The following is a 23,519-nucleotide window of genomic DNA, read 5'->3' on the forward strand; positions in this document are numbered from 1 at the left end:
GCATTCGGGCCGGGGATTTTGCTGAGATTCTAATAGCTGACTACCTTCAATATATTAGAAACTACACAGTCCCTCGAACGCGCTATGATCGGAAGATTATAGCGAATGAATCCAGCAAGGAATCAGACGTAATCGCGTTCAAAAAAAAATCCGAACGTAATCAGTGAAAAAGATGAATTGTTAATATTCGAAGTTAAAGCAAAAGCAACTGAAAAGACAAAAGTTAACGTTCTTCAGAATGCAATTGATGATTCTATAAAAGATGAAATCCGGATTGCAGAGTCTTTAAACGCCATGCGTCAGAGGTTATTTGATCGACAAGATTTTGATGGAGTCGACTTGATAGAGCGCTTCCAGCGCGAACCTGATTATCCTTGCAAGCGCAAGTATGGCGCGGCGGCGGTTTACACATCGTCATCGCTACACGAGAGCGTGGTATGTACGTCACATGCTGGCAATCACCCTAATGCCGACAGCTTGGAACTGCTCATAGTGAGTGGGGTTGAACTGATGTCACTGATTCACGAGCTTTATCGGAGATCGGCAGATGAAGCTTGAAAATAAGGGTCGTGAAATCCTTGATGTCACACGTTCTAAAGCAAAACAGTATGAGTTTGGGATCGAAGAGGAATTTCACGTTGAGCTTCCTCAGGATCCTAAGCGATTGCTAGTGTTTACGATTGGCGTGCTCGGGGAGTTGGCTGCACTTGAATCCCGCCCATCAGATAAGCGCGAAGAGCATAAGCAAGTACTGAAGCAACAATTAGTACTGGCTGGGCAATTTTTTGAATCATTAAGTCTGTCTCGCCTGACAACCGAAATAGATGAATATCTAAAGATTCTGAGCTCGGCCTCTTATTATCTTGCCGACATGCCCGGTAGTTCATTGGTTCTAGCCAAAGCGGTTTCAAAAACCCTCTCAGAGTTAACAGGTAGTAGGCTCGAAAGCTTATTAGTGTGGTTGCTAAAATCCGAGCTGAATGAAAACTTCTTTCTCGCTTCATCGGGGAGCTATAACGAGCAAATTCGCGGAACAGCAATGGCTTATCGCGCTTTTATGAATATGGAGGCAGATCTATCAGACGTAGAAGACGAGCTAAATGAGTTCAGAATTACTATCTATGCGAGCGGCTCAGATCGTGAGGTGCTGCTGGCTGACACTATCAATGCTCTAATTAAAAGAAAAATCAATAATTCGTCATTGATCTGCCTACCTAAATACACCGGTCTGGAACAGAATCGCTGGCACCATACGCTCGCAAACGACAAGTTTATGAAGGAGTTTTGGCCTGCACAGCGCTTAGTGGGAAGCCTGGGCGTGCTGAAGGGTGAGTCGGCAGTTATGCAAATGCCCACTAGTGCGGGTAAAACTAAGTCTATCGAGCTTATCATCCGAAGCGGATTTCTATCAGGTCGTGCAAAACTAGCCGTGATTGTCGCCCCTTTTCGTGCATTATGCCGGGAAATTACTCAGGGCTTCATGGCATCGTTTGAGCATGACTCCGTCAATATCAACGAGCTTAGAGATGTTACAAATGTGGATGAGGGTGAGCAGGAATTTCTTAAATTTTTGCTTGGTGAAGATTTCAAAGGCAAACACGATCATACTGTGATTGTTTCAACTCCGGAAAAGTTAGTTTACCTGCTTAGGCATGAACCTTCTCTTGCCAAAAAAATTGACTTACTGATATTTGACGAAGGCCATCAATTTGATAGCGGAAAAAGGGGGGTAACCTACGAGCTCTTGATTGCTTCGCTGAAAAAAACAATACCTGAGAAGGCACAGAAGGTGTTGATTTCAGCGGTTATGTCTAATGCAGAAACAATTGGCGACTGGCTGAATGGAGAGTCCGGCCTAAGCATCCAAGGTAGTAATTGGCTGCCATCTATCAAAAGTGTAGCTTTTCTGAGCTGGTTTCACGATATGGGCCAACTGAGTTACCTCCGGCCAGACAATAAACGCGACAGTGGCTTATATGTCCCCAAGATAATCCAACAGTCAAGTCTTGCGCTGCGAGGAAGAGAAAGCAAGGCTAGGTTGTTTCCAATAAAGACCGAAGTTCAGTCAATTTCCTGCTATTTGGGACTTCGACTGTGCCAACAGGGGCCAACAGCTATATTTTGCGGGGATAAAAGAACAGTCATTAGCTTGTGTTCAACCGTTGTAGATGTGTACAAACGAGGATTATCACTTCCTGCGCCAAGCTCAGTCTCAGACACCGATGAACTTCAGAAAATAGCGTTCCTATCACATCTACATTTTTCCGATCAACACATTTTTTCTGAAGCTATTCCGCTAGGGGTCTTGCCTCACAGTTCAGCTATTCCAAATGGTCTCAGGATCGCGGTTGAATGGGCTATGGACAAGGGTGCCGGACACCTCGTCATATGCACCTCGACTCTCGCCCAGGGTGTAAATCTTCCAATCAAATACCTCCTGATCTCAAACTTGATGCAGGGTGGTAAAAGGATTTCCACTAGGGAGTTCCAAAACCTGATTGGTCGCGCTGGACGGGCAGGTTATCACACTGAAGGTAGTATAATTTTCACGGACCCCAAAATTTACGACAACCGTTTTCAATGGAGAGGACGTGACAAATGGGAAAGAACTCTCAAGCTTTTAAATTTTAATAATGCTGAAGAGTGCATGAGTAGCTTGATGGAGATAGTTCAGCCATTCCCTTTGATAAAAGGTGAAAATGACGTTCTCAACTTCATCTCAAACCCTCTTAGTGAGAGACTATTGTGGCGTGAATGGTGCGAGGAAAGCGAAATTCCTGAGGAAAGCTTTACTGAACTGATGCAAGATTTGGATAAAAAGGAGCAAGTCCTGCACTCCATTGAAAGCTATTTCATGTCAACTTTGAAGGATGACAGCTCTTTATTGTCGACAGAATACTTTCTAGATCTCGCTTACGAAACCCTTGCGTACCATCTTGCCAACGACGTCGCTAAAGATCAGTTGGTGGCAATATTTTCTGCCATCCATTCAAGGTTGAGCGTGATACCTGTAGAAAAATTCTCCTATTATGGACGAACCTTGCTTGGACTTGATCAGCTTATCTACATCGAAGACTGGATAGAATCTCAATTATTCGAACTTGAATTTTGTGACTCTCCTCAGGATTTTCTTGAAGTATGTTGGCCCTTAATTACGATATTTTCAAGAAAGAAGATTACCTCTAATATCTATCCGCAGGAACAATCGGTAAACATTGCCACTCAATGGTGCAATGAAACAAGCTATGCAGAGATCCTGACTTATGCAAAACTAAACAACTTTTCAGTCAGGGCAAAAAACACTTATTATTCTATTACTCAAGAGCACATTGTAGATTTCTGCTCTGCTCTCTCTTACGATGGAATGTTAATAATTGGAGCTGTCGGTGACATTGTCGAAGGCAAGGCTTTGAATGAAACCTTGCTTAACCATGCCAGATTGCTTCAAAGTCAGCTGAAACTCGGCCTATCAGACGAATTCAAAATCTGGATACATGGGCAAGGGTTCCCTGATAGAGAGGTGTGCAAGTTCATCTGCCAGCAATTAGAAAGTGTTCGAGAAAATAAGAATATTATTGACTACAAAATTTTAAAAAACAATAAGCAAGTGCTAAAGGAAGCGCTGTCAAGATTGCCTAGTGCGTTTTCATTGCCGAAATTTAGTTAACTGATTTACTCTGTATAAAAGGCACTTTCAAAGAACTTTTTCGGCTCTTTAGCAGGTAAAATAGAACGTCCGCTCTTGGCCGAGAGCCGCCGCTCATGATCGTCCGCTTTCGGCCCAGGCTGTGTGAAAACGCAGCTAAGTACGTCGAGTAGCGAAAGAAGCTGGGGCAGCTTTTAAATTCGCAGGTGTGAGTGGATATCTACCCCAGTCGGGCACCACCCGCGGCCCAGAGAGCCGTATACGGACGCAAAAGCGCTTGGACTCATGTCCTGATCGCTTCAATCAGCCCCGCGACGCCAAAGATGCTTATCATTCGATCAGCCGCATGCTCGACGAAATGCCGGCGCTCCAAGGGCACAGTGGATAAAGGGGGCGTCGAGGTGCTTGCCGGCACCGAGGGCGTTGAGGTCGACTGCCGCGGTGATCTGCCGTGGCAGAGGCAGGCGGATGTCTATGCCCAGTTGCTCGGCCTCGTCGGCCAGCCACTGGCGATTGTCGGCGAGCAGCCGCTTGCCATCGCTCATCAATGCGAAGGTGGCGACATCGTCGAAATACGTGGATATCCAGCAAGGCCCCGCTATATCCCGCCGCGCTGGCGTGTGACGCATTTGCGGGCTGAGCATTACCAACAGACGCTTGAACTGGTTCATCGCACACCTCGATGTGTGGCCCCCGGTTGCTGTTATCTGATCTGTTGTGCTCAGTCTAGACGCGACAGAGCCTGCTAGGACCTTTGACAATTTGTCAGCGGCTGGGGCCTTCGGGCCTTCGAGTCGTGGGCGCTGGTGAGGATGGCTCAAGCGCCTCGACCAAGCGCCAGGCCTGTGCCAGTTGGTGGAACTGCCGCGAAGCGTCGCCAGTACAGATCCGCTCGAACTCGCGGCACACCTCACTGCCCAAACACATGCGCGCGAGCCATTCAACGAAGGGTATCAACACCCTATTGCCACTGCTTTTCCATAATTTGCTCAGCCATACATCCTGTTTGAGTGCGGCCGGGGTGCCTAGTGTCTTGGAAATCAGATCGAGGAAGTACCGATTGGCGGCTTGGCGCTGAGTGGCATCGGTGAGGGCAGAGCGGATCAGTTGTCGGGTGGGAGCACGTAACTCGACGACCATCCCAGGCAGCATTTCGTTGGGGGTGAATCCTGCGATCGTGAAAAAGCCAATCCGATTGGCCTGGCACTGGGTGATGGCCTCGGCAAGCTGGCGGGTGTAGAGCCCGACCTGCTCCAATTTGACACGTTGCTTTCTGATCTTGGCTAGGCAAGCACGAAGCTGGTAACTGTCCGGCACGACATCACACAACCTATGAAGCTTGGTCAGGCAGCGGTCGTCCAGCGACAAGGCATCACCGTGAACCACGAAGAGGTCGTCCTCACTGACGTGGCCCGCCGCCCACAACAGTAGCCAGAGGCGTGCTTTCTCGTAACTGGCGAGCGGTGAATCATCCAGGGTCTGCGTCAGGATCGAGTACATCACCATCCATTCCTGATCGACGTTGGCAGGTTGCTGCAGCGCGCCAATACCCCAGGCTACCATGGCCTTGAGCCAGCCGGTCGTGCGTTTTGTGCGTCGTGCTTCAACCAAACGCAGCAACACTGAAGGTTTGGGGATATTGCGGGTTCGGCGCCGCCAGAGGTCGAGGAATGCGCTGATCGCGAGGGCGTTCTGTTGATGCTCGCGGTTGCTGGAGGCGATACCGCGAAAGGCCTCATAGCCCATGTCAAGCTCATTACCAACGGCAGGGGTATTCCACATAGCCAAGTCATGCTGCGCGGTCAGCCACCACACGGGCAGAAAGCCCGGTATCGGAAGTGCCAAGGCTTCTTCGGCCCGGTCGGCATCGATCAGCGCCCAGGCGTATTCAGCGGTCGCCTCACGCTGCAACTCACCCGGCAACAATGCAAGGTCTTCGCGCAACGGCGGCATTTGGCAGTAGGCGCGTGCCAGCGCTGCCGGGTAGGGGGTGAGCTCACTTAGGTCACCGGCCATGGCTTGCCTGACCAGCGTCTGCTCCTGCTGGTCCAACTGCTGCGGGCTTTGCAGCGTCATCAGGCGGTGATAGACGACTTCCAGTAGGTGCTGCTCGCTCGACAGGTCTGGGTCGCACTCCTCACGATGATATTCAATGGCTTCTCGGTGCAACAGCTGCGCAAGCGGCCCGGCCACCGGGTCCTTGCGCAGCAGGCCTAAGGTCACGATACGCAGGTCCTTGCGGTGGCGTACCTGATTCGGCGCGTGCTCATCGACTAACCAGGCGTGCTGCCTGAGGCGGTCGAACAGCGCCTGCGATTGGTCCTGCGATAGCTCGTCGCCCAGCACCAGGGGGGCCAACACGTCATGCACCAGTGTTGGCGTGACCACACGCAGTACCAACCCCGGATACGCCAGCTTGCGCAGCGGGTCGCTCTCGCCAATGCCGATGCGATTGAGAATGCGGGTGTAGAGCACGCCCTGGCCGAGCGCCTTGTCCAGCCCGGCAGCATCTTTCAGGAATTCTTCTACATGGTCGGGATGGTTTGCCAAGTAACGGCCCACAAGCCTCAGTACCAGCGGGTTGCCGTCCAGCGCGGCGGCCACTTTTTTTGCATGGCGGCTGCTTAGGCCTTCGCGGCTCAGCAGGGCACGGGCATGGTATTGGGACAGTGGCGCCAGCTTGAACGGTTTACCGATCCTGGTGCCCAACGGCAGCGCCATGTTTTCCGCCGCACGCCCTGCTACCAGCACGCGCATGCCGTGCATGTCGAAGTCCTGCCAGACTATGTCCAGCCACTCGGCCAACGCGCCGACGGCGCTATCGCCACGGCCAGCGAGCATTTCGAACGTGTCCAGCACCAGCAAGACGGGTTGCTTGTGCAGCCCGTGCCGGTGAATGACTGAGCGGATGAACGCGCTGCCTTCCATGCTGGACGACAAAGTCTGCTCGCGGCTAGAGCTCATGTCGTAGCGGCTAGCCGAACGATCGGAGAATGAGCGCTTGAAGTTCTTTCTGATATCGTTGAAATCGTCTTTGGCCTTGGGGTTGTAGCGGGCCAACTGGCGGGTGAGCTCCAAGGTCAGGCCAGGCCCTTCAGGGTCTAGCGAGGGCCGGTCAAAATCGAAATGCACGATGGGCATGGGAGGCGTGAGGGCATTCAATGATTGGGTCAGTGCCGCTAGCAGGCTCGACTTGCCTATCCCACCTTCGCCGGAGATGACCCGAATTTGCCCTTTATTTTGCGCATCGGTGGCGAAGACCTGGAGCTCGCTCAGTTCATCTTCGCGGCCGATCAGGCCTTCGCCCACGAGTGCCTGCAGCTCCTGATCACGGGTGCGTTTACCGATTTCGCTTTGCACCTGCCCTGCATCTGGCAGGCTCAGGGTTTTACGTGTGTCGGACAAGCCTTGCAACCAACCGGTGGCCACCGCCAAGGATTGCAACTGCGGCGTGCTCAGCAGTCGCAGTTGCGGCTGCCAGCCACGCAGTAGCTGTGCGGTGTACTTGCCTTCGAGGTCTTGGAGGGCTGGCTTGAAATGGTCAAGTACCCTGCGCGTGAAGTCCGGATTGGCCAGCAATTCGGTCAGCGCCTTGCGTCGAATCCCGATGGACAGGCGGCGGTACAGGTCCCCGGTGTCGATCACCAGTTCGGAGATGTCGCTGAGGTGCGCAACTAGGGCTTCGCGCTCGCTGGGGGGGGCTTTGCGGGCCAGTTGGCCGAGGTCGAAAGCACCTGCCAAGGCGACGTTGGCAATCAACTCGCGGGCCTTTTCGGTAAAGGTATCGGTGGCCGGTATTTGCTGGGCGGCCAGGCTTTCTTCCAGCGCGGTGAGGCGCTTGCGCAGTGCTTCGTCGTCTGAGGCCGTCATAGGGATCTCATGTTGTCGAGGAACAGCCCGCACGTCGTGGCCATGCAGTGCAGATTGGCAGTTGTGGGCTGGCCGGCAGCCACAGTTTTATAGCGCTTGCTCAATGCTGTGCGGTACTTGATGTCGGGCACGCCAGAGAAGGCTTTATCCATGTACTGCGAGAACCTTGCAGGTGTGAGGTCGGGCAGTATCTGCTCGCTCCAGTAGGCGGCTGCGGCTCTGGGAGGCGTGCCCTCATAGCCCAGCAACACGATGCGTAGCCAGTGGTAGCCCGCCAGTGCCTCGTAGAGCAACTCCAGCAATTCGCGAAGGTTATTGCTGTCGCCCAGCGGCACATGGGAGGCGTCCGGGCGTTTCAGGTCGTCGAGCAGCAACCAGACATGGCGTTCCATGCGTGCTTGGTCAAGCCTGGCCAGCAACTCGGGTACCAAGGTGTTGCGCAGGTAGGCTACGGATGTGTTTTCACCTTGCGGCGGGGTGAACGGCGAGGGGGTGCTCTTGCCTGCGGCCGTCAGTAGCCGCAATGCGAAGTCTTCTGCGCCAAGGGCATGGATATCCAGCGCCGACATCCGCACCACACGGTGCTGCTCAGGCGGAAGCAGGGCTTTGAACAAGTCAGCGGTAAAGGTCATTCCAGCCGGCATGCGCAGGCTCGGGCGAATAATCAGCCCGCGCTGGTTGTCGTTGGTGCAGGCCTCACGCAGCCATGCCAGGGTCTGCTCGCGATCAACGATGGGGCGCGAGAACCCGTCCGCATCATCGAAGCTGTAGGGCCAGTTTGATGGCAGCGTTACAGGTTGTTGTGCAATGGCCGCAGCAACTTGATCGATGGCCGTTGCCAGGTTGCTCGCCGGTGTCATCCCAAGCAACTCGCCCGTGTGAACGCCGACTACTTTGAAGTTGACGTCGAAACATGGCGCCCCCGAGCTGCCGGGCTCGGAATTGACCGAATGCTGGAACAGCCCTGGGTTTACATGCAGCCCAGTAACCTTGCCTTGCTGATGGCACATCACTTGCCCCTCGGGATGTTGAACCACCAGTAGGTAATCCTGGTGATACGGCAGGGCAGCGCTCATCTCGATAGGTCGGGCCATCGGCAAGGGGGCTTCGGCCAGGCGAATGATGGCGTAGTCTTGGCCGGCCAAACCATGCTGGACGATCCCGCCAGGTTGTATTTCCGGAGAATTCAGTGCCACCAACCACTGTTCGGCAAGCAGGAACTCACGAGGTTTGCGGCGTACCCGGCGGCCTCCGAACACGTCGAGCTTGTCGTCAAAGTACACGACGACTCTGAAAGGGTCGGCTTCTTCGGATTTGTCCACAGCGACCAAAGGGCCATTCGGTCTGCCTGAGGTCAGCACATGGCCGGCAGTGACCACCATGTCAGGCGGCACGAGCCACCCTGTGCCGGCATGCCGGCCATCGATCTCGATACGGCACACATAGTCGGCAACGTGCAGTAGCCCCTTGGCATGCAAGGCACTGTTCAAGAATGCTGAATCGGCATCGATCAAGGCCTGGGCTTTGACCATCCAGGGCGATGCGGTCTGCTTGATCGCCTCCTCGATGAAGCCGCGAGTCACTAGCCGAGCGGTCACGCAGTTGGTGCAGAACTCGCTCAGCCAGCCTCCCGAGCGTGCGTGGCCGAAGGCCCTGGCCAGGCGCTGTTCGAGCGTATCGCCGGCTTGGCTCAGGGTATCGTACTGGACCTTTGTGTCATCGCTTTGTTGCAGGGTGAGAAAAAGTTCGGCAAAGGCCAACTCACCATCGACCACCCACTTGGCTAGGCGTAGATCCTCCGCCGTCATGAACCACTCTCCATCACCGCACGTATGTCATGGGCCAAGTTGTACTCCCCGGATCGCCCGCCAAAATGCAAGCCAATGACTTGCCAGGTATCATCCAGGCCGATCAGGCAACTGCCCGAGTTGCCGCCCAGGGTCGAAGCGTCGTGGCTGAAGCAGCGCGGAGGCTGGCTATCGCCGGGCACCTGACCAAGCGTATCTCCCAACAGGCCCGGCGAGAGCCGTTTGACGTCGAAAACGCCCTTGAATAATTTGAACAGAACCTTGGCGTTCTCCATGCCAAACGACGGCTCGGCCGGGAAGCCGATCGTGACCAGCGGCGTGCCTGGCTTCAAGGCATGGGCATCGTCTGCATCGCACACTTGCAGTGGCGTGGGCAGGTGATTGTTGGGCAGCGCCTGGATCTGTATCAAGGCGAAGTCCAGGCGCCGTGGTTCGCCGAGTTGCAAGATCGGCTCGGGCCCAAAGCGCTCAACGGCGACGGGGCGAGCGAGTGCAGCCGGTGGGTTGCTGCGCTGATGCTCACCCCCGAAATCGATGACCAGGTCGTCCTTGAAGCGCCAAGTACCCGTGCCGTCCAGTGCGGCCATTTCCTGCAGCACATGGCGATTTGTCGCGAGCAGGCCCGTGTCGACCAAAAAGCCCGTGCCCAACGTTTTACTGTCGCCGTTGGGCTGCTGCTGGGCAATGCGGGCAATTTTGCCTAACGTTTCCCTGAGCAGGGGTTTGCTCTTGGTCAGGCGGCTGAGCCAGCCCCCAATGTGTGGGTCTTGAAAATCGATGCTGTCGTTACTGACCAGTAGCGCCGGCCGCGAGCCGTCGGTGAGGATGATGGCCTCGATGCCGACGCGCATGGCCTGTGTGAGGATACCACTCTCGCTGCGCAGGTAATCAAGGCCTGCGCGAGCACTGGCCAGCAGGTGCCTGGCCGCAGGGTCGTTTTCATCGACCTGCGCTGCCAGGCGCGCGAGCGAATGCTCACGTGCCTGCTCGGTCAGTGGATCCGCCCCAAGGCTTTCGCGGCCATTCACGTTTACCTGGCTGCACAGGCGAGTGCGCAGTCGCTTTGCGACGTCCATGTTCACACTGTGGTGATTGCTAAGTGCAACGGTTCACTGAGTGTCGGTTGGCCCTGGAAGCGCAATTCATAAAGGCCTGGCGCGAGATTATTGGACTTGATGACCAGGCTGAGGCGGTCGAGAAGTGGCCCTGAATAGTTCACTGGGTATGTATGCGCTGGCAATTGTGCATCTGCGCGAGCGTCGGTAATGACCAGTTCCCCTTCGATGCTCGCGGTGCGCCCTTTGCCATCGAGTGCATTTAGGTTCAGCACTTCCAAGGTCACTTCGATTGGCTCGCCCTGCTCGTAGACCGGACGATCAAGAGAGCCCGCCAATGTGGCTTCGCCGACTGTCTCGATGGCAGGCCCAACGTTCCCGCCCAGCAAGCGGAAGAACGCACGGCGGAACGTTTCGCCTTTGAATACGGTGGCGTGCTCGTTGATCACGATCTGGCGCTGGCCAGTCGTAGGTAACGCGCTGTACAGCGGCACTGTGCCGTCGCCGGCATCATCGGTTTTGGTAATGATCGACTTGGCATGATTAACAGGCTGGCCGGAGGTGTGATTGACATTGATGCGGGTGACGGTTTGATGGCCGTTGCCAGCAAAGTAGAAATAACGCACCCCTTCAGGGCGCGTGCCCGCAGCGAGCACTTGGTGCATCCGCTGAGCTTTGTTCACCAAGCCATAGTCCAGCCCCAAGTCCTTGGCCGACTGTTGTTCATAGATGTCGACGGCTCTCAGGTCAGGACTGTTCAGCGCCCATACCGCCGCTTCACCGGGGGCAGGGAGGAGTTGGTAGGCCGACGGATAGCGTGGGTCGTTGGCCAGGCGCTTGACGTCTGTTGCACTGACCCCCGCGGTGCTGTCCAAGCCGAAGATGCGCGCCAATGCCAGTGGTGCACCTAGGTGTGGTGTGCCCAGGGTAATCAATTGGGTGATACAGGCGAACCAAGGTTGTTTTTGGTTTTGCGCTTGTTCGAGCAGCAAGCGCGAGACCAGGCCGCCCATGGAGTGGCCGACCAGGGTAACGCGCGCACCGGGCTCTTGGGTGTGCAGTTTTTCAAGCAGCTTGGCCAGCTTTTGCGCGCTATCGAAATTGTCTTGCCGCCAGTCATAGCCGAACTCGATGCGGCGCTTGCCTTTGTCGGTGTTCTTGAACCCCAGGTCGTCAAAGTGTTCGCGCAGCAGGCTGTAGAAGTTGTAGCAGGCCACTTTGTTGATCGGCTCGCCGACTTTCAGGTCGGGCCGAGTCAGCAGATCCAGGCGCTTGTAGCCCATCACGGCTTCGTAGGGCGTCGGCGGCCAAACCTCTTCTGGCTTGCCGTCTGCGTCGGTTGCCAGCAGGGTAGTGCCCATGATGCCTGGAACCAGGATGACGATATCCAATTCAACCTCCTTGTCGGGTTTCGAGCTGCGCTCACTTGGGGTTGAGAGAAATTAGCCAAATGCCTCGATGATTGCAAATCGCTACAATTCATCAATGCACATCTCGACGAATATGTAGCTCTGCACCTCGACGATGGCAGCAGTCTATTTAATCGGGTATGCGCATTAAAAATAACTCGCTCGATCTCCGTGACCAGCGCGTCATTCAAGCCTTCCGCAGAACAGAGCTGATCTACAAACTGCTGCGATAAGTACTGAACGTACGGGCTAGCCAGATAATCTTCCATGTGAGTTTCGGTGAGCTGATTTCCGGTCTTTTCTCCGGACGCCAAATGCAATTCAGCCTCACTATCATCGAGGTGCTGTTTCGCCCGAAGGATGAAGGATGAAGGATGAAGGATGAAGGATGAAGGATGAAGGATGAAGGATCGTTCGTTCATATGGGGGGAAAGCGCAAGGCCCCCGGCGGCGATCAAATCTGCAAGTGCAGTCTTACCAGACCCCCGAGCACCAATCACTGCAACCAAGCAAGCATTCAATACTACAGGACCGTTGGCGAACCACGGCGCATTCGTGACGGACACTGACTTGATCGCGTGGCTATCCACCGCGCCGCGTGGAGGCTCGGCACCTACAAAAACTCGCTCTTCTGGTGATCCAGCATTTGCGGTCACCATCGGGTTGGCCAACTTTTGCAGCAGAATGAGCATCCGATCCATGCAGGCAAGGTTTGCAGCCGTTGTACTGACTTTCGAGCTCCTCAACTGAAGCTGACTCTTTGCCGAGCCAAAACCGAATTTGCTTTGGGTTTGCGCTGAATACGATATTCGCCAAACCTTCGATATTTTTGCGCTGCGCAGCAAATGAAGCCGTAGCATCGCGCAGCCCGGATGAGCCATCTTTCTCTCCGCCTGCTACAGCGATAAGTGCATTTTTTTTGACCCATTCGTTCTTCGACAACGTCTTCTTAAGCTGATCGAAGCTTACCTTGAATTAGTTAGCGCCCTCGGAACGAGCGGCATCATCACCAGTCAGTTGGGCGTTGTGAGTGCGTCCCTGCCGGATAAGGTCATCACGATGACACCGAAAGGTCTCCCCAAGGTGAGGAAACTCAAACTCCAATAGGAAACGCTTAATCCGCTCGACATGATCCGGGTCATGAGGTGAGAAAAGCAGATGGATGTTGAATGCGGATGCCTTCGCAGTCTCGACGCCCAATCGCAGTTCTACGTTTGGGAATATCAGACCGACGCCTGGTAATCGGCCTTTTCTATTGAGTTCCACGACCTGCTCGTACCGCTCAATACCGGAGTAGTCGGTGATGCCTAAGGCTCGAATAGGCGGGCTGGAAGCTTCAACAGCATCCAGGAACTTGCTCCAAGGATCTGGCCCAGTGTATTGGTCATTCAGCGCGGTACCGGGGGTTTGGATATGAGGGTCCCAGCAATGCCACAGAGAGCCCCGATCGCTTTGAACAACGAACTCGTCAGCCATGAGATTCCCTTCGATGTTTGCCAAGCTAAGCAATCTATAGGAAGCCAACCTATTCGCCTATCTAGGGCCAAGCCTTAACACTTACTTTTTTCAAGCTAGCTGTCTGCTAGTACCGCTGAAAGCCTCTTAGCATCCCTTTAGCCATCGCTCAAAGCGATCGTCCTCGTTGAAAATCATATTCCATCCCTAAAGGCTCACAATGACTGTGCTGGCCACTCTATTTCATCTCGCGTTCCCTACCATCGGCCTTCGGTCAGGTCCACCAACAACCCAAGTTCGTCCACCCTGATCCTTATGCTATCTCAAGAACTGGCCGGTGCGACTGGCCGCTTTGGGTCGACTCCAACCGGTCGGGGCATGCAATGCTCCGGTCAAGTCTCGTGCAAAGGCCTGGTCACGTCGAATGCAAATGATTGGTCAGTGGCAATGCAAACGGGTGGTCAAGTGGAATGCAATTCTCCATCAATATTAATTTAGGTGGGCACCATCGCTGTAAGCAATGGCATCAGGAGGTGTGTTGCCCGGACGGTGACGTGGGATGATGCAGGTCAGCACTCATTATTTGTGGGTGATAGAAATACAGTCAGGTTGATGACTTGCCGGACGCTTATTCAGAACTTGACCGCTTTCTCATTGGCCGACGTCTTGATTCGACTGCGATAGGTGCACACAGCGGTTGGTCCGCAGGACCGCTACGTAGCGTGAGTTAAGCCAACATCTCCAACTCTAAAACCGGTGGAGCATTTCTCTACACACCCGCCCCCTAGGACTGTCCCTTCGCAAGAGACTGGCCCCTTCAGCTTGGAGTGAGAGCGCAGGGTTGGTGAGGTGACATGACATAACGTCTGCAGAAACAATCATTGCACTGATCGCGCCTTTATAAAGAGTCAATATAATCAACAAGTTATGCTAAAATTGCTTTTAGTATTGTCATAGTGGTTTTCAGGGGATATAGTGCCGCTATGGACTATTAGGAATGCCCCGAGCATAGGGAATTGAGATAAGGACCAGCATATCCACAACCCATTAAGGGGGTGGCTATGCCTAAAAAAAGTAAAACATCATATTTTACTACGCGCGGCAAAAACTTCGGCAACCTATGGGCAGCATATAGTCTAAAGGCTGATAAAGTTCTGCTGTTGGGTAGCGATCGTCAGCTAGCACATTGGTTGCTAAATCTTGAGTTTTCTCCCGACGTAAGAAGTTTTGCCTTCCAGCCTGGAAGCAAGATCCTAGTTAGTACGTCGCCCTCCAGCTCACAATATAATCTGGACTTCCATTTCGAAGTACTACCTGTCCAGGGAGCGACTGAACTCCATTTCCTACGAGTTAATGGCTATTCAGCAAACGTAGCTGAGAAAATAGATGTCGCCCTTCGGAAGAAATATATATATAAAGAGTTTAATGATGATGATTGGGCGGCCAGCAAGTGGAAGGTTTTCCCACTGCTAAGAGTGTCTACCTTTTTATGCGGAGGAAAAAATACTTATATTCCTTTCGGTCTCGTCGAGGAAGCAAACGTGCATGTGAACACCCATAAATATGGGAGTTTGAAAAGCTACCTGTCCGGCGTCCAAAACTATGACCGAAACCTATGCCTGCTAGTGTTCTGTCGCATGTATGCGGAAGGAAAAATACAAGTTAACTTTGATCGGGTTTTTTTTGCGCTCGATACTCAGTGGTGGCTGAATGAAAACTAAAGTTACTAGAGAGTCGTTAGCTAAGGTGGGGATTGTTAAAGTCGATCCGTCGAACCTAGATCCCGAAGATAAAATCACCTATCTTTCACGGCTTCAGGCCGTAGAACTAAAACTTGATGGGGTCACCGGGCCTGAAATAAAAATAATGACAGGCATTTGCGAAAGCGAACTATCTAGATTTCTTGATCGCTACACGTCTATTACAGATGAAGGATTATATTGGGGACAGGCTGCTCTGCTCCCTGGCGCGCGAATTGGCCCTAACCTAAGAAGCAAACCTCTAGAACCCAAGAGAAGTGAACAGCAAGGAGGCTTAAGTGGGGCGTTAGGCTATACGTTAGCCAAGACCCCTGGGCTTGCTGAGGCATTTGCTAATGAGGTTCTTAGGAAGGGTAGGAGTCATGATCATGGAAGCAGGTTCGATAAAAGACATCTATGTGATGTGTTCTATGATTTATGCAAGACCAAGGGCATCCGCGATGATGAATGGCCACTGAACCAGCCCAGGGGCGCACCAAAGACTATCTATCAGTTGATCGATGACATTCTGCATAGTGACTTCACTAAGGCCGCACGAGCAACTGGCGGGCTTAATGCTTTAATTCATAGCAAGGTTGGTACAGGTTACGAGCCTTTTTTAGCCGATTACGATGTTTACGATTTTATTGAAATAGACTCATATTACGTGGATGCTTATTTCGTTTTGAATATCAGCGGGGATCGACGAACCAAAACTAAAGACGTAATAAGTAGGTTTTGGTTAATAGCAGCAATTTGTAAGCGGAGTAACGCCGTACTTGCTATAAAATTTGTTTTTTCAAGTGAAATCAGGTCGCAGGATTTATTCGATCTTATCTGCGAAGCATACTCAGGTGATTGGGTGCCAAGGAAGTCATTGAGTGTGAAGGATCTAAAGTATAATGATGACGGAGGTATGCCTTCATACGTCTTACCAGAGTTAAAATATCATACTTGGGGTGCAGTAGCGTTGGATAACGCGATGCAGCATCACGCTAAGAAGATATATGATTTGGCATTGCACTCCCTTGGATTCGCTATTAATTACGGACCGCTAAAGCAGCCCGCAAGGCGACCGAACGTTGAGAGGCTGTTCAAAAGGATTGCGAGTAAGGTTATGCATCAATTACCTTCCACTACAGGGAGCTCGCCCGCAGAAGGCAACGGTCGAGTCGAATCCCCTGAGCAGGCTGCGGTATGCTACCAAGTAGATGTTGACGAAGCTCTAGAAGTTATGGATGTATACACGGCAAATTATAATGGGACTCCGCAAGGTGGTAAAATTAAAGCAAACTCACCACTAGAGATATTGCGTGACTTTATATACGAGAAAGATGTATTGCACTCATATACAGCTGAAACTTATATTAATACTGTGTCTTTGGGTAGCCTCACCAGTCAAGCAAGGGTCACCGGAAGTGTGAAAAAGGGTATACGTCCACGTATTAAGCTTGACCAAGCTACCTACACCAACCCTCAGCTTGCAAATTCACCTCATCTGATTGGGGTGAAGCTGTTGTTAAAGATCACACCTCACGATTACCGTACTGTTGAGGCATATCTGCCTGATGGTATATACCTAGGCGTTCTTACTGTTGAAGCTGCTTGGAGGGATGTTGCACACAGTGTAACTACACGCAAGTTGATAAATAGAGCATTGGGGAAAAAAGAATTTAGGTTGGTGTCTGGCCAGAATCCTATTATTGCTTGGAATAAGCATTTAAGGGGGAATTCAAGCACTAATAATAATCGTGAACTAAAGCGATTGCAGCTGGAGACAGAGAAAGCATCTTTGAATGATCTAACTGGCGACGTCGAACATCAACTTTCTGAACAGGTGTTGCCAGCTACCACTGCGCGTTGGAAAATGCTAAAGCTTTTTAGCTAGGGGGCGCTATGGATTACGAACATCCAATATTGAGCACTGAGTATCAGTTAAACACTCCAACACTTAAGTGGGTGATTGAGAACTGTTGCTTCAAAGTCCTCATGCGCAAAACAGGAGTAATTTTTACCGGTGAGCCTCGCGTCGGTAAAACGCGATGCTGCGAAGCACTTGTGGTAGAAATTCCCAAAAAATTCCCTAAGGTTTATACATTTATGATTGTTGCTACAAACAAGGATTTGAATCCGCAATACTCTTCTATCATTCATCAGCTAATAGAGCAGGAAAGGTTAAAGCCCAAGCCAAGAGTAACATTTATCCAACGGCAGGCGATGCTCATAGAGCGATTAAAGATAAGGGCGGCTGAAAGTGATGCGAAGCAAATAGTGCTGATAATCGATGAGCTGCAGCGTCTGTCTGCAAGGGATTTTGATCAGCTTGCAGATCTTTATAACAAGTTACGAGCGCATAAAATCACATTAACGGTGATTTCATTCGCCATGCCCAGTATTGAAGAACGAATAGTTGAATTTCTTGAAAATGACGATCGTCACATGATAGGTCGGTTTATGAGTGATATCAAACCCTTGTACGGCGTAACGAAATTAAAAGATTTGACAACGGTACTTGCGTTATATGACACAGACTGTGCCTCAGATTGTTCTGATAGTTTCACAAAGGAAATTTTGCCGCTGGCGTATGCGGGAGGTTTCTTGCTCAGTAGCCTTGCTGAGGATATTTGGCGAGAAATGTCGCGGGTAGCCCGAGGCCGGTATGTTGACAACCTTCCCATGGAACATATTACCCAAGTAGTGTCATACATCTTCCTTATATGTAGCCATGATGACTGTGAGGCTTTGAGGGTTTCTATTGACTTGATTGAAGAAGCGGTCAAAGAAAGCAATTTTGAGCAGTTCTGCCGTAAGATTGACACAGGTGACTAATGATGAGCTTATATTACCCCAAGATCGGCCCAATGCCATATGAGTCGGTAACGTCAATTTTCATAAAAGCTTCGCATCTCAACTTTATCGGAACGCCTCAACTTGCTAAGTTGGTAGGCTCACCTAGATCTGGTCCTAATACCTTCTCAAGACTGGATGTGCGAAATTTCTTGCCTGTTAAAGAAAACAACTACCCTCACGGATTTGCACCTGTAGCATGCTTAGGAGACGAAAGAAGGGGAATAAAGTATTGTCCTAAATGCATTGCTTTTGGCTATCACTCTGTTTTCAATATGATTACAGTACAGTCATTCTGTCATGTTCACAAGTGCGCGCTAAAATCTGCTTGTAAAGTATGTAGTAGCGAATACCTGAAAGGCTATGTTCCTAATGATAACTTTTCGGCAAAATCTACAACATGCGCTTGTGGATTCCATATTATTGAGATGGTCCAAGAGATTAGGATGCGAAGAAATAATGCTATACCTGAGATATTAAGAAAAAATGGTGAGGAATTGGCATCGTGGTACGGCAAACTTTTTAAATTATATCAAGGTGGGCACCCGCATGCTCGATCATATTATGAATCGCTAGATGAGCGTGGGGCTTTGACCGAGCCGCTCGAACAGTTGATGAAACTTCCAAGTCCTGAGCGCGTATGTAGAATTCTCGGACCAGGCCAAAAGGTATTTTGGATGCGGCACCCGGCCTATAACTCAAGAGTAGACGGTTTAGATTTTAATGTTAGAACCCAAACTGTTCAAGAAAGTTGCGATGCGGTAGAGAAATGCTACCTGAAAAGCCATAGAAATTGCTTGATTGAAGCTAATGCAATATCTGGTTATCCGGACGGGCAACCTTATCGAAACTCCCTGTGTCCAGTTGCTTTGGCTTACGTGTTGATGAGGCTAAAATTAGCTTATCCTCACTGGCCTATATATGGTGGGGTGTCGGCGCTAGAGGCCGGCTTCGTTGAGTTTTCAAGTGTGGTTTCAAGCTTGGGTGATCGGTCGGTTTTTCGGGAGCTTCGAATGCTATTTCTCTGGATTTTAGGTGAGCTTCAATACATGATTGAAAGAGGGTGCGACTTCCGGGTAGTGTGTCGTCAAACACCGATGTTTTCAGTGGGCAGCTGCTGGCCTGTCTACATCCGAAGATCATCGTTTCGCTTTAGAAATTGTTGTTTTAACAATTCGAGGATGTCGTTAGATATCAATCGAGATGGCAGCGGTGGGGCGCTAACAGTGAGCTTAAATTCTTCGAAACATGCTTCGCAGTCTGGTCATCTTGATGTTCTAATAGTATAGCTTCCTGCAGCATTATGCTTGAGTATAGCCAGCTGCCACAGATGCGAATAAGATCCACAAGGAAGTCTGTAACAGGAGACGGGATGATTCTCACTAATTTGAGTAATAAACGACGCTCGAAATAAGTTCATTCGGGCTGGGCGGGCGCGTAATGTGGAAGGGGGAATTGATAGACATTGTGTAGGCCATCTTAAGCCCTTTATTACTTCAAAATTAGATCCAGCTCAGCAAGAGTTAATCACGCCCTTTCTCCTAGGAAGGAGGGGGCGAACTTTAGTTCGGAGAGCTCAATCCGAGCGGCCAGGTGTTCATATTTTCGACTCACGGCAGTACAGGCGTTGAATGATGAGTTTGAGCTCCTAGCATTCACATGAATCCTGATTTGGAGACGCTGGTATCGTATCTTAATTGCCGGCAAAAATGTTGAGAGGATTGAGTGGGTATCAACTCTTGAAATTGTGAAGGGTAGCTGCGTGTGTTAAAGTCTAATAGTTCAGTCATATTGAGTGTACCATTGTTAATGGCCAATCTGTAGCTCAGATCCAACGTTGCATCAATGTTAAAAATTTGGATGCAGGAGGAATATTTCATGTCACATTCACTTTCAGAGCGAGTGCTTCATCTTGAAAAGTATAATGAAAGACTTTTAAATCGGTTGCTTGAGGCTGATAAGGCTAAAAGTGATGCTTGTTATGAGCTCTATGTCTGTGAGCAGAGTAGAGATAATTTGAATAAAATGAACTTAAAACTAGTTCAAGAAATCCGGGAGTTGCATTCTACCATTCAGGCTCTTGAGGGTGTCATTCAAAGTATACGACGATCTCTGCGTGAAGATGTGAATCCGTTCGGCTCGTTATCTGTAGATACGCCACCCGAGTGAGATTGACCCACACTCTAGCAGGTGATTTCAGTGTCCTAGGCTTTGATTGGCGAGCCATCGGTGCAAAATTATTTAAGTTTTTTTGGGGTGAATTCTATTTTCCCATTTTTCCCATAGCGCGCCATATAGCCTCAGATCAGAATCTTTTGTGTCGTTATTGATGTATTGGCTTTTACGATGTTTTAGTGTTTGTATGTTATACAGCACCCGCGCTTCTTTTTTTCTCCGCAAATCCAAGTCGCCAACTTTATAGCTCGCTACATTAGTCCGGTAGACTACGGCGTTTTCACCTGAAGCAATTCCGCGGAACATAATTATGCTCTCTAGCTCCTCAAGGACCCAATGACTCCGACCGCTGATTGAGGGAGGGCACATCATTTGAACGTGCTTGACCTCGACATCGTCGACTACCGAGAGGTAGTAGTGCAGTTCATGAGCGCATTCAATCACCGCAGCTCGGTTGCGTTGTCCGGTCCGCATCGACGTGATGGTAGCGATGAAGCATGGCCCCTCAATCTCGGCGTGAGTCCACATCCGAACTTGGCGGTGAGTCGGGTCATAAACGAGTATCACTAAAAGCACCTAGAAAAATTAATGTTAGCTGCTACGCATTGGACAATTTGATCACTCGTCCAGATGGTTGCTGCGCTCATGTGTGGTCGTTCAGCGTGAAGATTCTACAGAAATGAACACTATAGATTGTAGCTCTATAGGCATCAAAAAAGGCTTTATCGTTCCTTTTGTGAGGAACGGTGATGGAAATCAGAGAGGCCTTTGGCGTTGCGCTTCGAAACGCCCGAGTTCGGCGAGGATTAACGCAAGAAGATTTTCACGGAGTAAGCAGCAGGACATATTTGAGCACTCTGGAGCGTGGCCTCAAGAATGTGACGGTGGAAAAAGCCGCTGATCTGGCACGGTATACGGGTGTTCATCCACTTACATTGATGGTGGAGACCTTCCTGATTCTGGAGCCAGATAATGACTTGGCGACCCTGATAAAGCGCATTCTTAAGGAGGTTGAGCCCTAGAGGGTAGGGTTGAGAAAGCTCCCTATCCCCCTGCTGCGGGAGAAATCGTTCCGAGTCCCACTTCCAGATAGCAATCGCCGCCAGCGTCACGCTTGATGGTGCAGGTGGCCAGTACGCTGCATTGTGTGGATTAACAGCAGGGTTAGATTCGCTAGCCAGTTCCAAAATCGAACACTATAGTTAGCAATGGTCGGTCTTTTGCTTTCGCATGGTGCTTTCCTCATTCGGTTCCTGCGCTATGCGTACAGGATATGCGTGGTACTGCTTACGTTTGGGTACCTATGTTCGAAGTAGCTGTCAGGGTTTTCTGGTAGGGGGGAGGCATGCTTTCCTAATAAGCTTGTATGTGTGATGTAGTAGTTCGAAGGTCGATATCTCCAAAAGAACCTCCAGTATCCACATAGCGCAAGGCTGATTTCACGTCTTTCCAGCCTATATAGCTCATCAGTGACTTGATATCCCAGCCATTGCTGCAGGCCCAGGTTGCGAATCCTCGGCGCATCGAATGACTGCTGTAGGTGTCTGCTGGAACCCCTGCTTGTTCGAGAATCCGACGCAGCATCGGGATGATGCTGTTGGAGTTGATGCCTGCATTGGCAAGGTTGCCCCAGCGATCCAGTCGCCGGAAGACTGGTCCACGAGCAAGGCCGCCTACGGAGATCCAGTTGATGTATGCATTGACCGGGCAAAGTTTCTTGAGAGCAGGGGTTTTGAACGTGGCGCCCAAGTGCTGTCTATCGCCTTTGGTGTGGGGTAGGTAAAACGTGATGCCTACACCCGATTCGGCTTGAATGTTTTCAACCTGCAGCCGAGCGAGTTCATCGCTGCGAAAGCCGCGCCAGAAGCCGATCAATACCAGTGTAATATCCCGTCGATGCCGCATGACGGTTTTCAAGTCATTCCTTTCTGCTGCAAGTGACGCTTCGCGCTCTAGCCAGCCTACGGCTTGTTCAAGATGGCGCAGTAGGAGGGGCGCGGCTTGCCTTTCTTGCGCAGGGTGCAAGGTTCGGATCCCTTTGATCATCTGCCGCACGGTGGGGGTCTTGGTCGGATCCGGAAAGCCCTGGGTGATGTGCCACTGAGCCAGCGCCGCCAGGCGTTGCTTAAGCGTACTAATCGTATGCTGGTCGGCGTAGTCAGCGAGATAGCGCACGATGCTGTCTCCAGTGGCCGGCAGAAATCCTCCCCAGGTCACTTCAAAGTGCTCCACCGCAGCCTTGTAGCTTTTCCGGGTGTTCTCCCGGGTGCCGGCCCGCAGGTATTGATCAGCCTTGCTCATTTCGCCCCCCTTACAAAGCAAACGTACCCATCTGGGAGCGTCGACTCGATTTTAACGCGTATCACATGCGATAAGCCTCAATTATCTTATCACAGAAAAGGGAATAAATTGCTTCGATTTGAATGTCTTAGTACTATGTAATTACGTAGTACGTAACATCATACGAAATCGTAGGAGCAGATCATGGCGCGCGGCGGAATAAATAAGGCAATCGTTCAGAAGGCTCGAGAAGCGCTGCTTGCCAAGGGCGAGAATCCCAGCATTGATGCCGTGCGCGTAGAGCTTGGGAATACTGGATCGAAGACCACCATTCATCGTTATCTGAAGGAAATTGAAGCGTTTGACCCTCGGCCGCGCGCGTCCCGAGATCGCTTAAGCGATGAGTTAACGGAGCTTGTTTCCCGTTTGATGGAGCGCCTCATGGAAGAGGGTGGCGAGGCTATTTCCAATGCTCAGGCACAGTTTGATCAGCAACGCACCGAGTTGGAATTAAAGCTTCAACATGTGGAAACCAGTTTGCTAAACCTGCAGCGGCAGTTCGACGTGCAGGGGGTGGCGCTGCAAGCTCAAACGAATGAGCTCCAGACCAGCCAGACATCGCTGCAAGCTGAGATTACCCGTAACGCGCGCCTCAGCCAGAACTGCAGTGACTTGGAGGTACGCGTCCAGGAAAAGGATGAGCAGGTTCGCTCGCTGGAAGAAAAGCATCTGCATGCTCGTGATGCGCTTGACCACTATCGCAATGCAGTCAAGGAGCAGCGAGAGCAAGAGCAACGCCGGCATGAGGGGCAGATCCAGCAGATTCAGGTTGAGCTTCGTCAGATGCAGCAAACGCTAATCATCAAGCAAGACGAACTGACGCGGCTAAATCGAGATAACGAGCGGTTGCTGAGCGAGTCCCGGCAGCAGGTCAAGGCGCTGGATTCAAGTGAAAACGCGGTGCATCGTCTGACCGGAGAGATTCAAGGCTTGAAGCTAGCAACAGCTAAGGCAGGCGGTAGGGAGGAGTCTCTGAGGGAGCAGATCGGGCAGCTACGAGGAGAAGTTGAGTCGATGCGAGAGTTTGTAGAGAAGGCTAATCTGCAAGCGGCTGACGCTCAAGCTCTCCTGACTGCGGCTCAAGCCGAGCTTGCCCAACTGCATGCTGGCCAGAGCGCATCGGTTGACCAGCAGTATTGAAAACTGCTGACTGTAACAGGTTCTAGAGTTCTTAT

At 51.3% G+C, this 23,519-nt stretch carries 17 protein-coding genes; 9 read left to right on the plus strand and 8 right to left on the minus strand.

Going from position 1 to position 23,519, the window contains the following annotated elements; genetic code table 11:
* Positions 1–177: 177 nt before the first annotated feature.
* Together ABRP31_RS13890 and ABRP31_RS13895 are read left to right on the plus strand one after the other, a co-directional pair.
* Complete coding sequence (locus ABRP31_RS13890) at positions 178–558, plus strand: hypothetical protein (RefSeq protein WP_349970011.1); 381 nt, start codon at positions 178–180, stop codon at positions 556–558.
* On the plus strand, positions 548–3,667 hold the full coding sequence (locus tag ABRP31_RS13895; RefSeq protein ID WP_349970012.1) for a DEAD/DEAH box helicase: 3,120 nt from the start codon (positions 548–550) through the stop codon (positions 3,665–3,667). Before ABRP31_RS13890 ends, ABRP31_RS13895 begins: the two co-directional genes overlap by 11 nt.
* A 317-nt stretch (positions 3,668–3,984) precedes the next feature.
* On the opposite strand, the gene ABRP31_RS13900 is transcribed toward ABRP31_RS13895, so the two are convergent.
* The 7 genes from ABRP31_RS13900 to ABRP31_RS13930 all read right to left on the minus strand — a co-directional run bounded on the left by ABRP31_RS13900 (position 3,985) and on the right by ABRP31_RS13930 (position 13,264).
* Positions 3,985–4,317 carry a hypothetical protein gene (locus ABRP31_RS13900; RefSeq protein ID WP_372489404.1) on the minus strand — a complete coding sequence of 111 codons (333 nt, stop codon included), beginning with the start codon at positions 4,315–4,317 and terminating at the stop codon, positions 3,985–3,987.
* A 94-nt stretch (positions 4,318–4,411) separates the two neighbouring features.
* The gene (locus tag ABRP31_RS13905; protein ID WP_349970013.1) at positions 4,412–7,516 is read right to left on the minus strand and encodes an ATP-binding protein; all 3,105 of its coding nucleotides are present in this window, start codon (positions 7,514–7,516) and stop codon (positions 4,412–4,414) included.
* Positions 7,513–9,324 carry a serine protease gene (locus ABRP31_RS13910; protein ID WP_349970014.1) on the minus strand — a complete coding sequence of 604 codons (1,812 nt, stop codon included), beginning with the start codon at positions 9,322–9,324 and terminating at the stop codon, positions 7,513–7,515. Before ABRP31_RS13910 ends, ABRP31_RS13905 begins: the two co-directional genes overlap by 4 nt.
* Entirely contained in the window at positions 9,321–10,400 is a 1,080-nt protein-coding gene (locus ABRP31_RS13915) for a serine protease (RefSeq protein ID WP_349970015.1), read from the minus strand. Before ABRP31_RS13915 ends, ABRP31_RS13910 begins: the two co-directional genes overlap by 4 nt.
* Before the next feature lie 2 nt (positions 10,401–10,402).
* Positions 10,403–11,770 (minus strand): alpha/beta hydrolase, encoded by a 1,368-nt coding sequence (locus ABRP31_RS13920; RefSeq protein ID WP_349970016.1) that lies wholly within the window; start codon positions 11,768–11,770, stop codon positions 10,403–10,405.
* Between the two features lie 600 nt (positions 11,771–12,370).
* Positions 12,371–12,730: a hypothetical protein gene (locus ABRP31_RS13925; protein ID WP_349970017.1), complete on the minus strand. Its 360-nt coding sequence runs from the start codon at positions 12,728–12,730 to the stop codon at positions 12,371–12,373.
* Between the two features lie 33 nt (positions 12,731–12,763).
* A complete protein-coding gene (locus tag ABRP31_RS13930) occupies positions 12,764–13,264 on the minus strand; it encodes a hypothetical protein (RefSeq protein WP_349970018.1) in 501 nt (166 codons plus the stop codon).
* A 1,040-nt stretch (positions 13,265–14,304) separates the two neighbouring features.
* Between ABRP31_RS13930 and ABRP31_RS13935 the strand changes: the two genes are divergently transcribed.
* From ABRP31_RS13935 to ABRP31_RS13960, 6 genes are all read left to right on the plus strand, one after another.
* Positions 14,305–14,964: a hypothetical protein gene (locus ABRP31_RS13935; protein WP_349970019.1), complete on the plus strand. Its 660-nt coding sequence runs from the start codon at positions 14,305–14,307 to the stop codon at positions 14,962–14,964.
* Positions 14,954–16,870, plus strand: a complete 1,917-nt coding sequence (locus ABRP31_RS13940) for a hypothetical protein (RefSeq protein WP_349970020.1) — start codon at positions 14,954–14,956, stop codon at positions 16,868–16,870. The genes ABRP31_RS13935 and ABRP31_RS13940 overlap by 11 nt, the downstream gene beginning before the upstream one ends.
* An 8-nt stretch (positions 16,871–16,878) precedes the next feature.
* On the plus strand, positions 16,879–17,811 hold the full coding sequence (locus ABRP31_RS13945) for an ATP-binding protein (protein WP_349970021.1): 933 nt from the start codon (positions 16,879–16,881) through the stop codon (positions 17,809–17,811).
* 32 nt (positions 17,812–17,843) lie between these two features.
* The gene (locus ABRP31_RS13950) at positions 17,844–19,118 is read left to right on the plus strand and encodes a hypothetical protein (RefSeq protein WP_372489406.1); all 1,275 of its coding nucleotides are present in this window, start codon (positions 17,844–17,846) and stop codon (positions 19,116–19,118) included.
* A gap of 589 nt (positions 19,119–19,707) precedes the next feature.
* Complete coding sequence (locus ABRP31_RS13955; protein ID WP_349970023.1) at positions 19,708–19,998, plus strand: hypothetical protein; 291 nt, start codon at positions 19,708–19,710, stop codon at positions 19,996–19,998.
* A 755-nt stretch (positions 19,999–20,753) separates the two neighbouring features.
* Positions 20,754–21,026 (plus strand): helix-turn-helix transcriptional regulator, encoded by a 273-nt coding sequence (locus tag ABRP31_RS13960; protein ID WP_349970024.1) that lies wholly within the window; start codon positions 20,754–20,756, stop codon positions 21,024–21,026.
* Between the two features lie 331 nt (positions 21,027–21,357).
* On the opposite strand, the gene ABRP31_RS13965 is transcribed toward ABRP31_RS13960, so the two are convergent.
* The gene (locus ABRP31_RS13965) at positions 21,358–22,305 is read right to left on the minus strand and encodes a tyrosine-type recombinase/integrase (RefSeq protein WP_349970025.1); all 948 of its coding nucleotides are present in this window, start codon (positions 22,303–22,305) and stop codon (positions 21,358–21,360) included.
* Between the two features lie 183 nt (positions 22,306–22,488).
* Here ABRP31_RS13965 and ABRP31_RS13970 point away from each other — a divergent pair, with 183 nt between their 5' ends.
* Positions 22,489–23,484, plus strand: coding sequence for a DNA-binding protein (locus ABRP31_RS13970; protein WP_349970026.1), 996 nt, complete (start codon positions 22,489–22,491; stop codon positions 23,482–23,484).
* Positions 23,485–23,519 lie beyond the last annotated feature (35 nt).

The sequence above is a fragment of the Pseudomonas caspiana genome (assembly GCF_040224095.2).
Classification (GTDB): Bacteria; Pseudomonadota; Gammaproteobacteria; order Pseudomonadales; family Pseudomonadaceae; genus Aquipseudomonas; species Aquipseudomonas caspiana.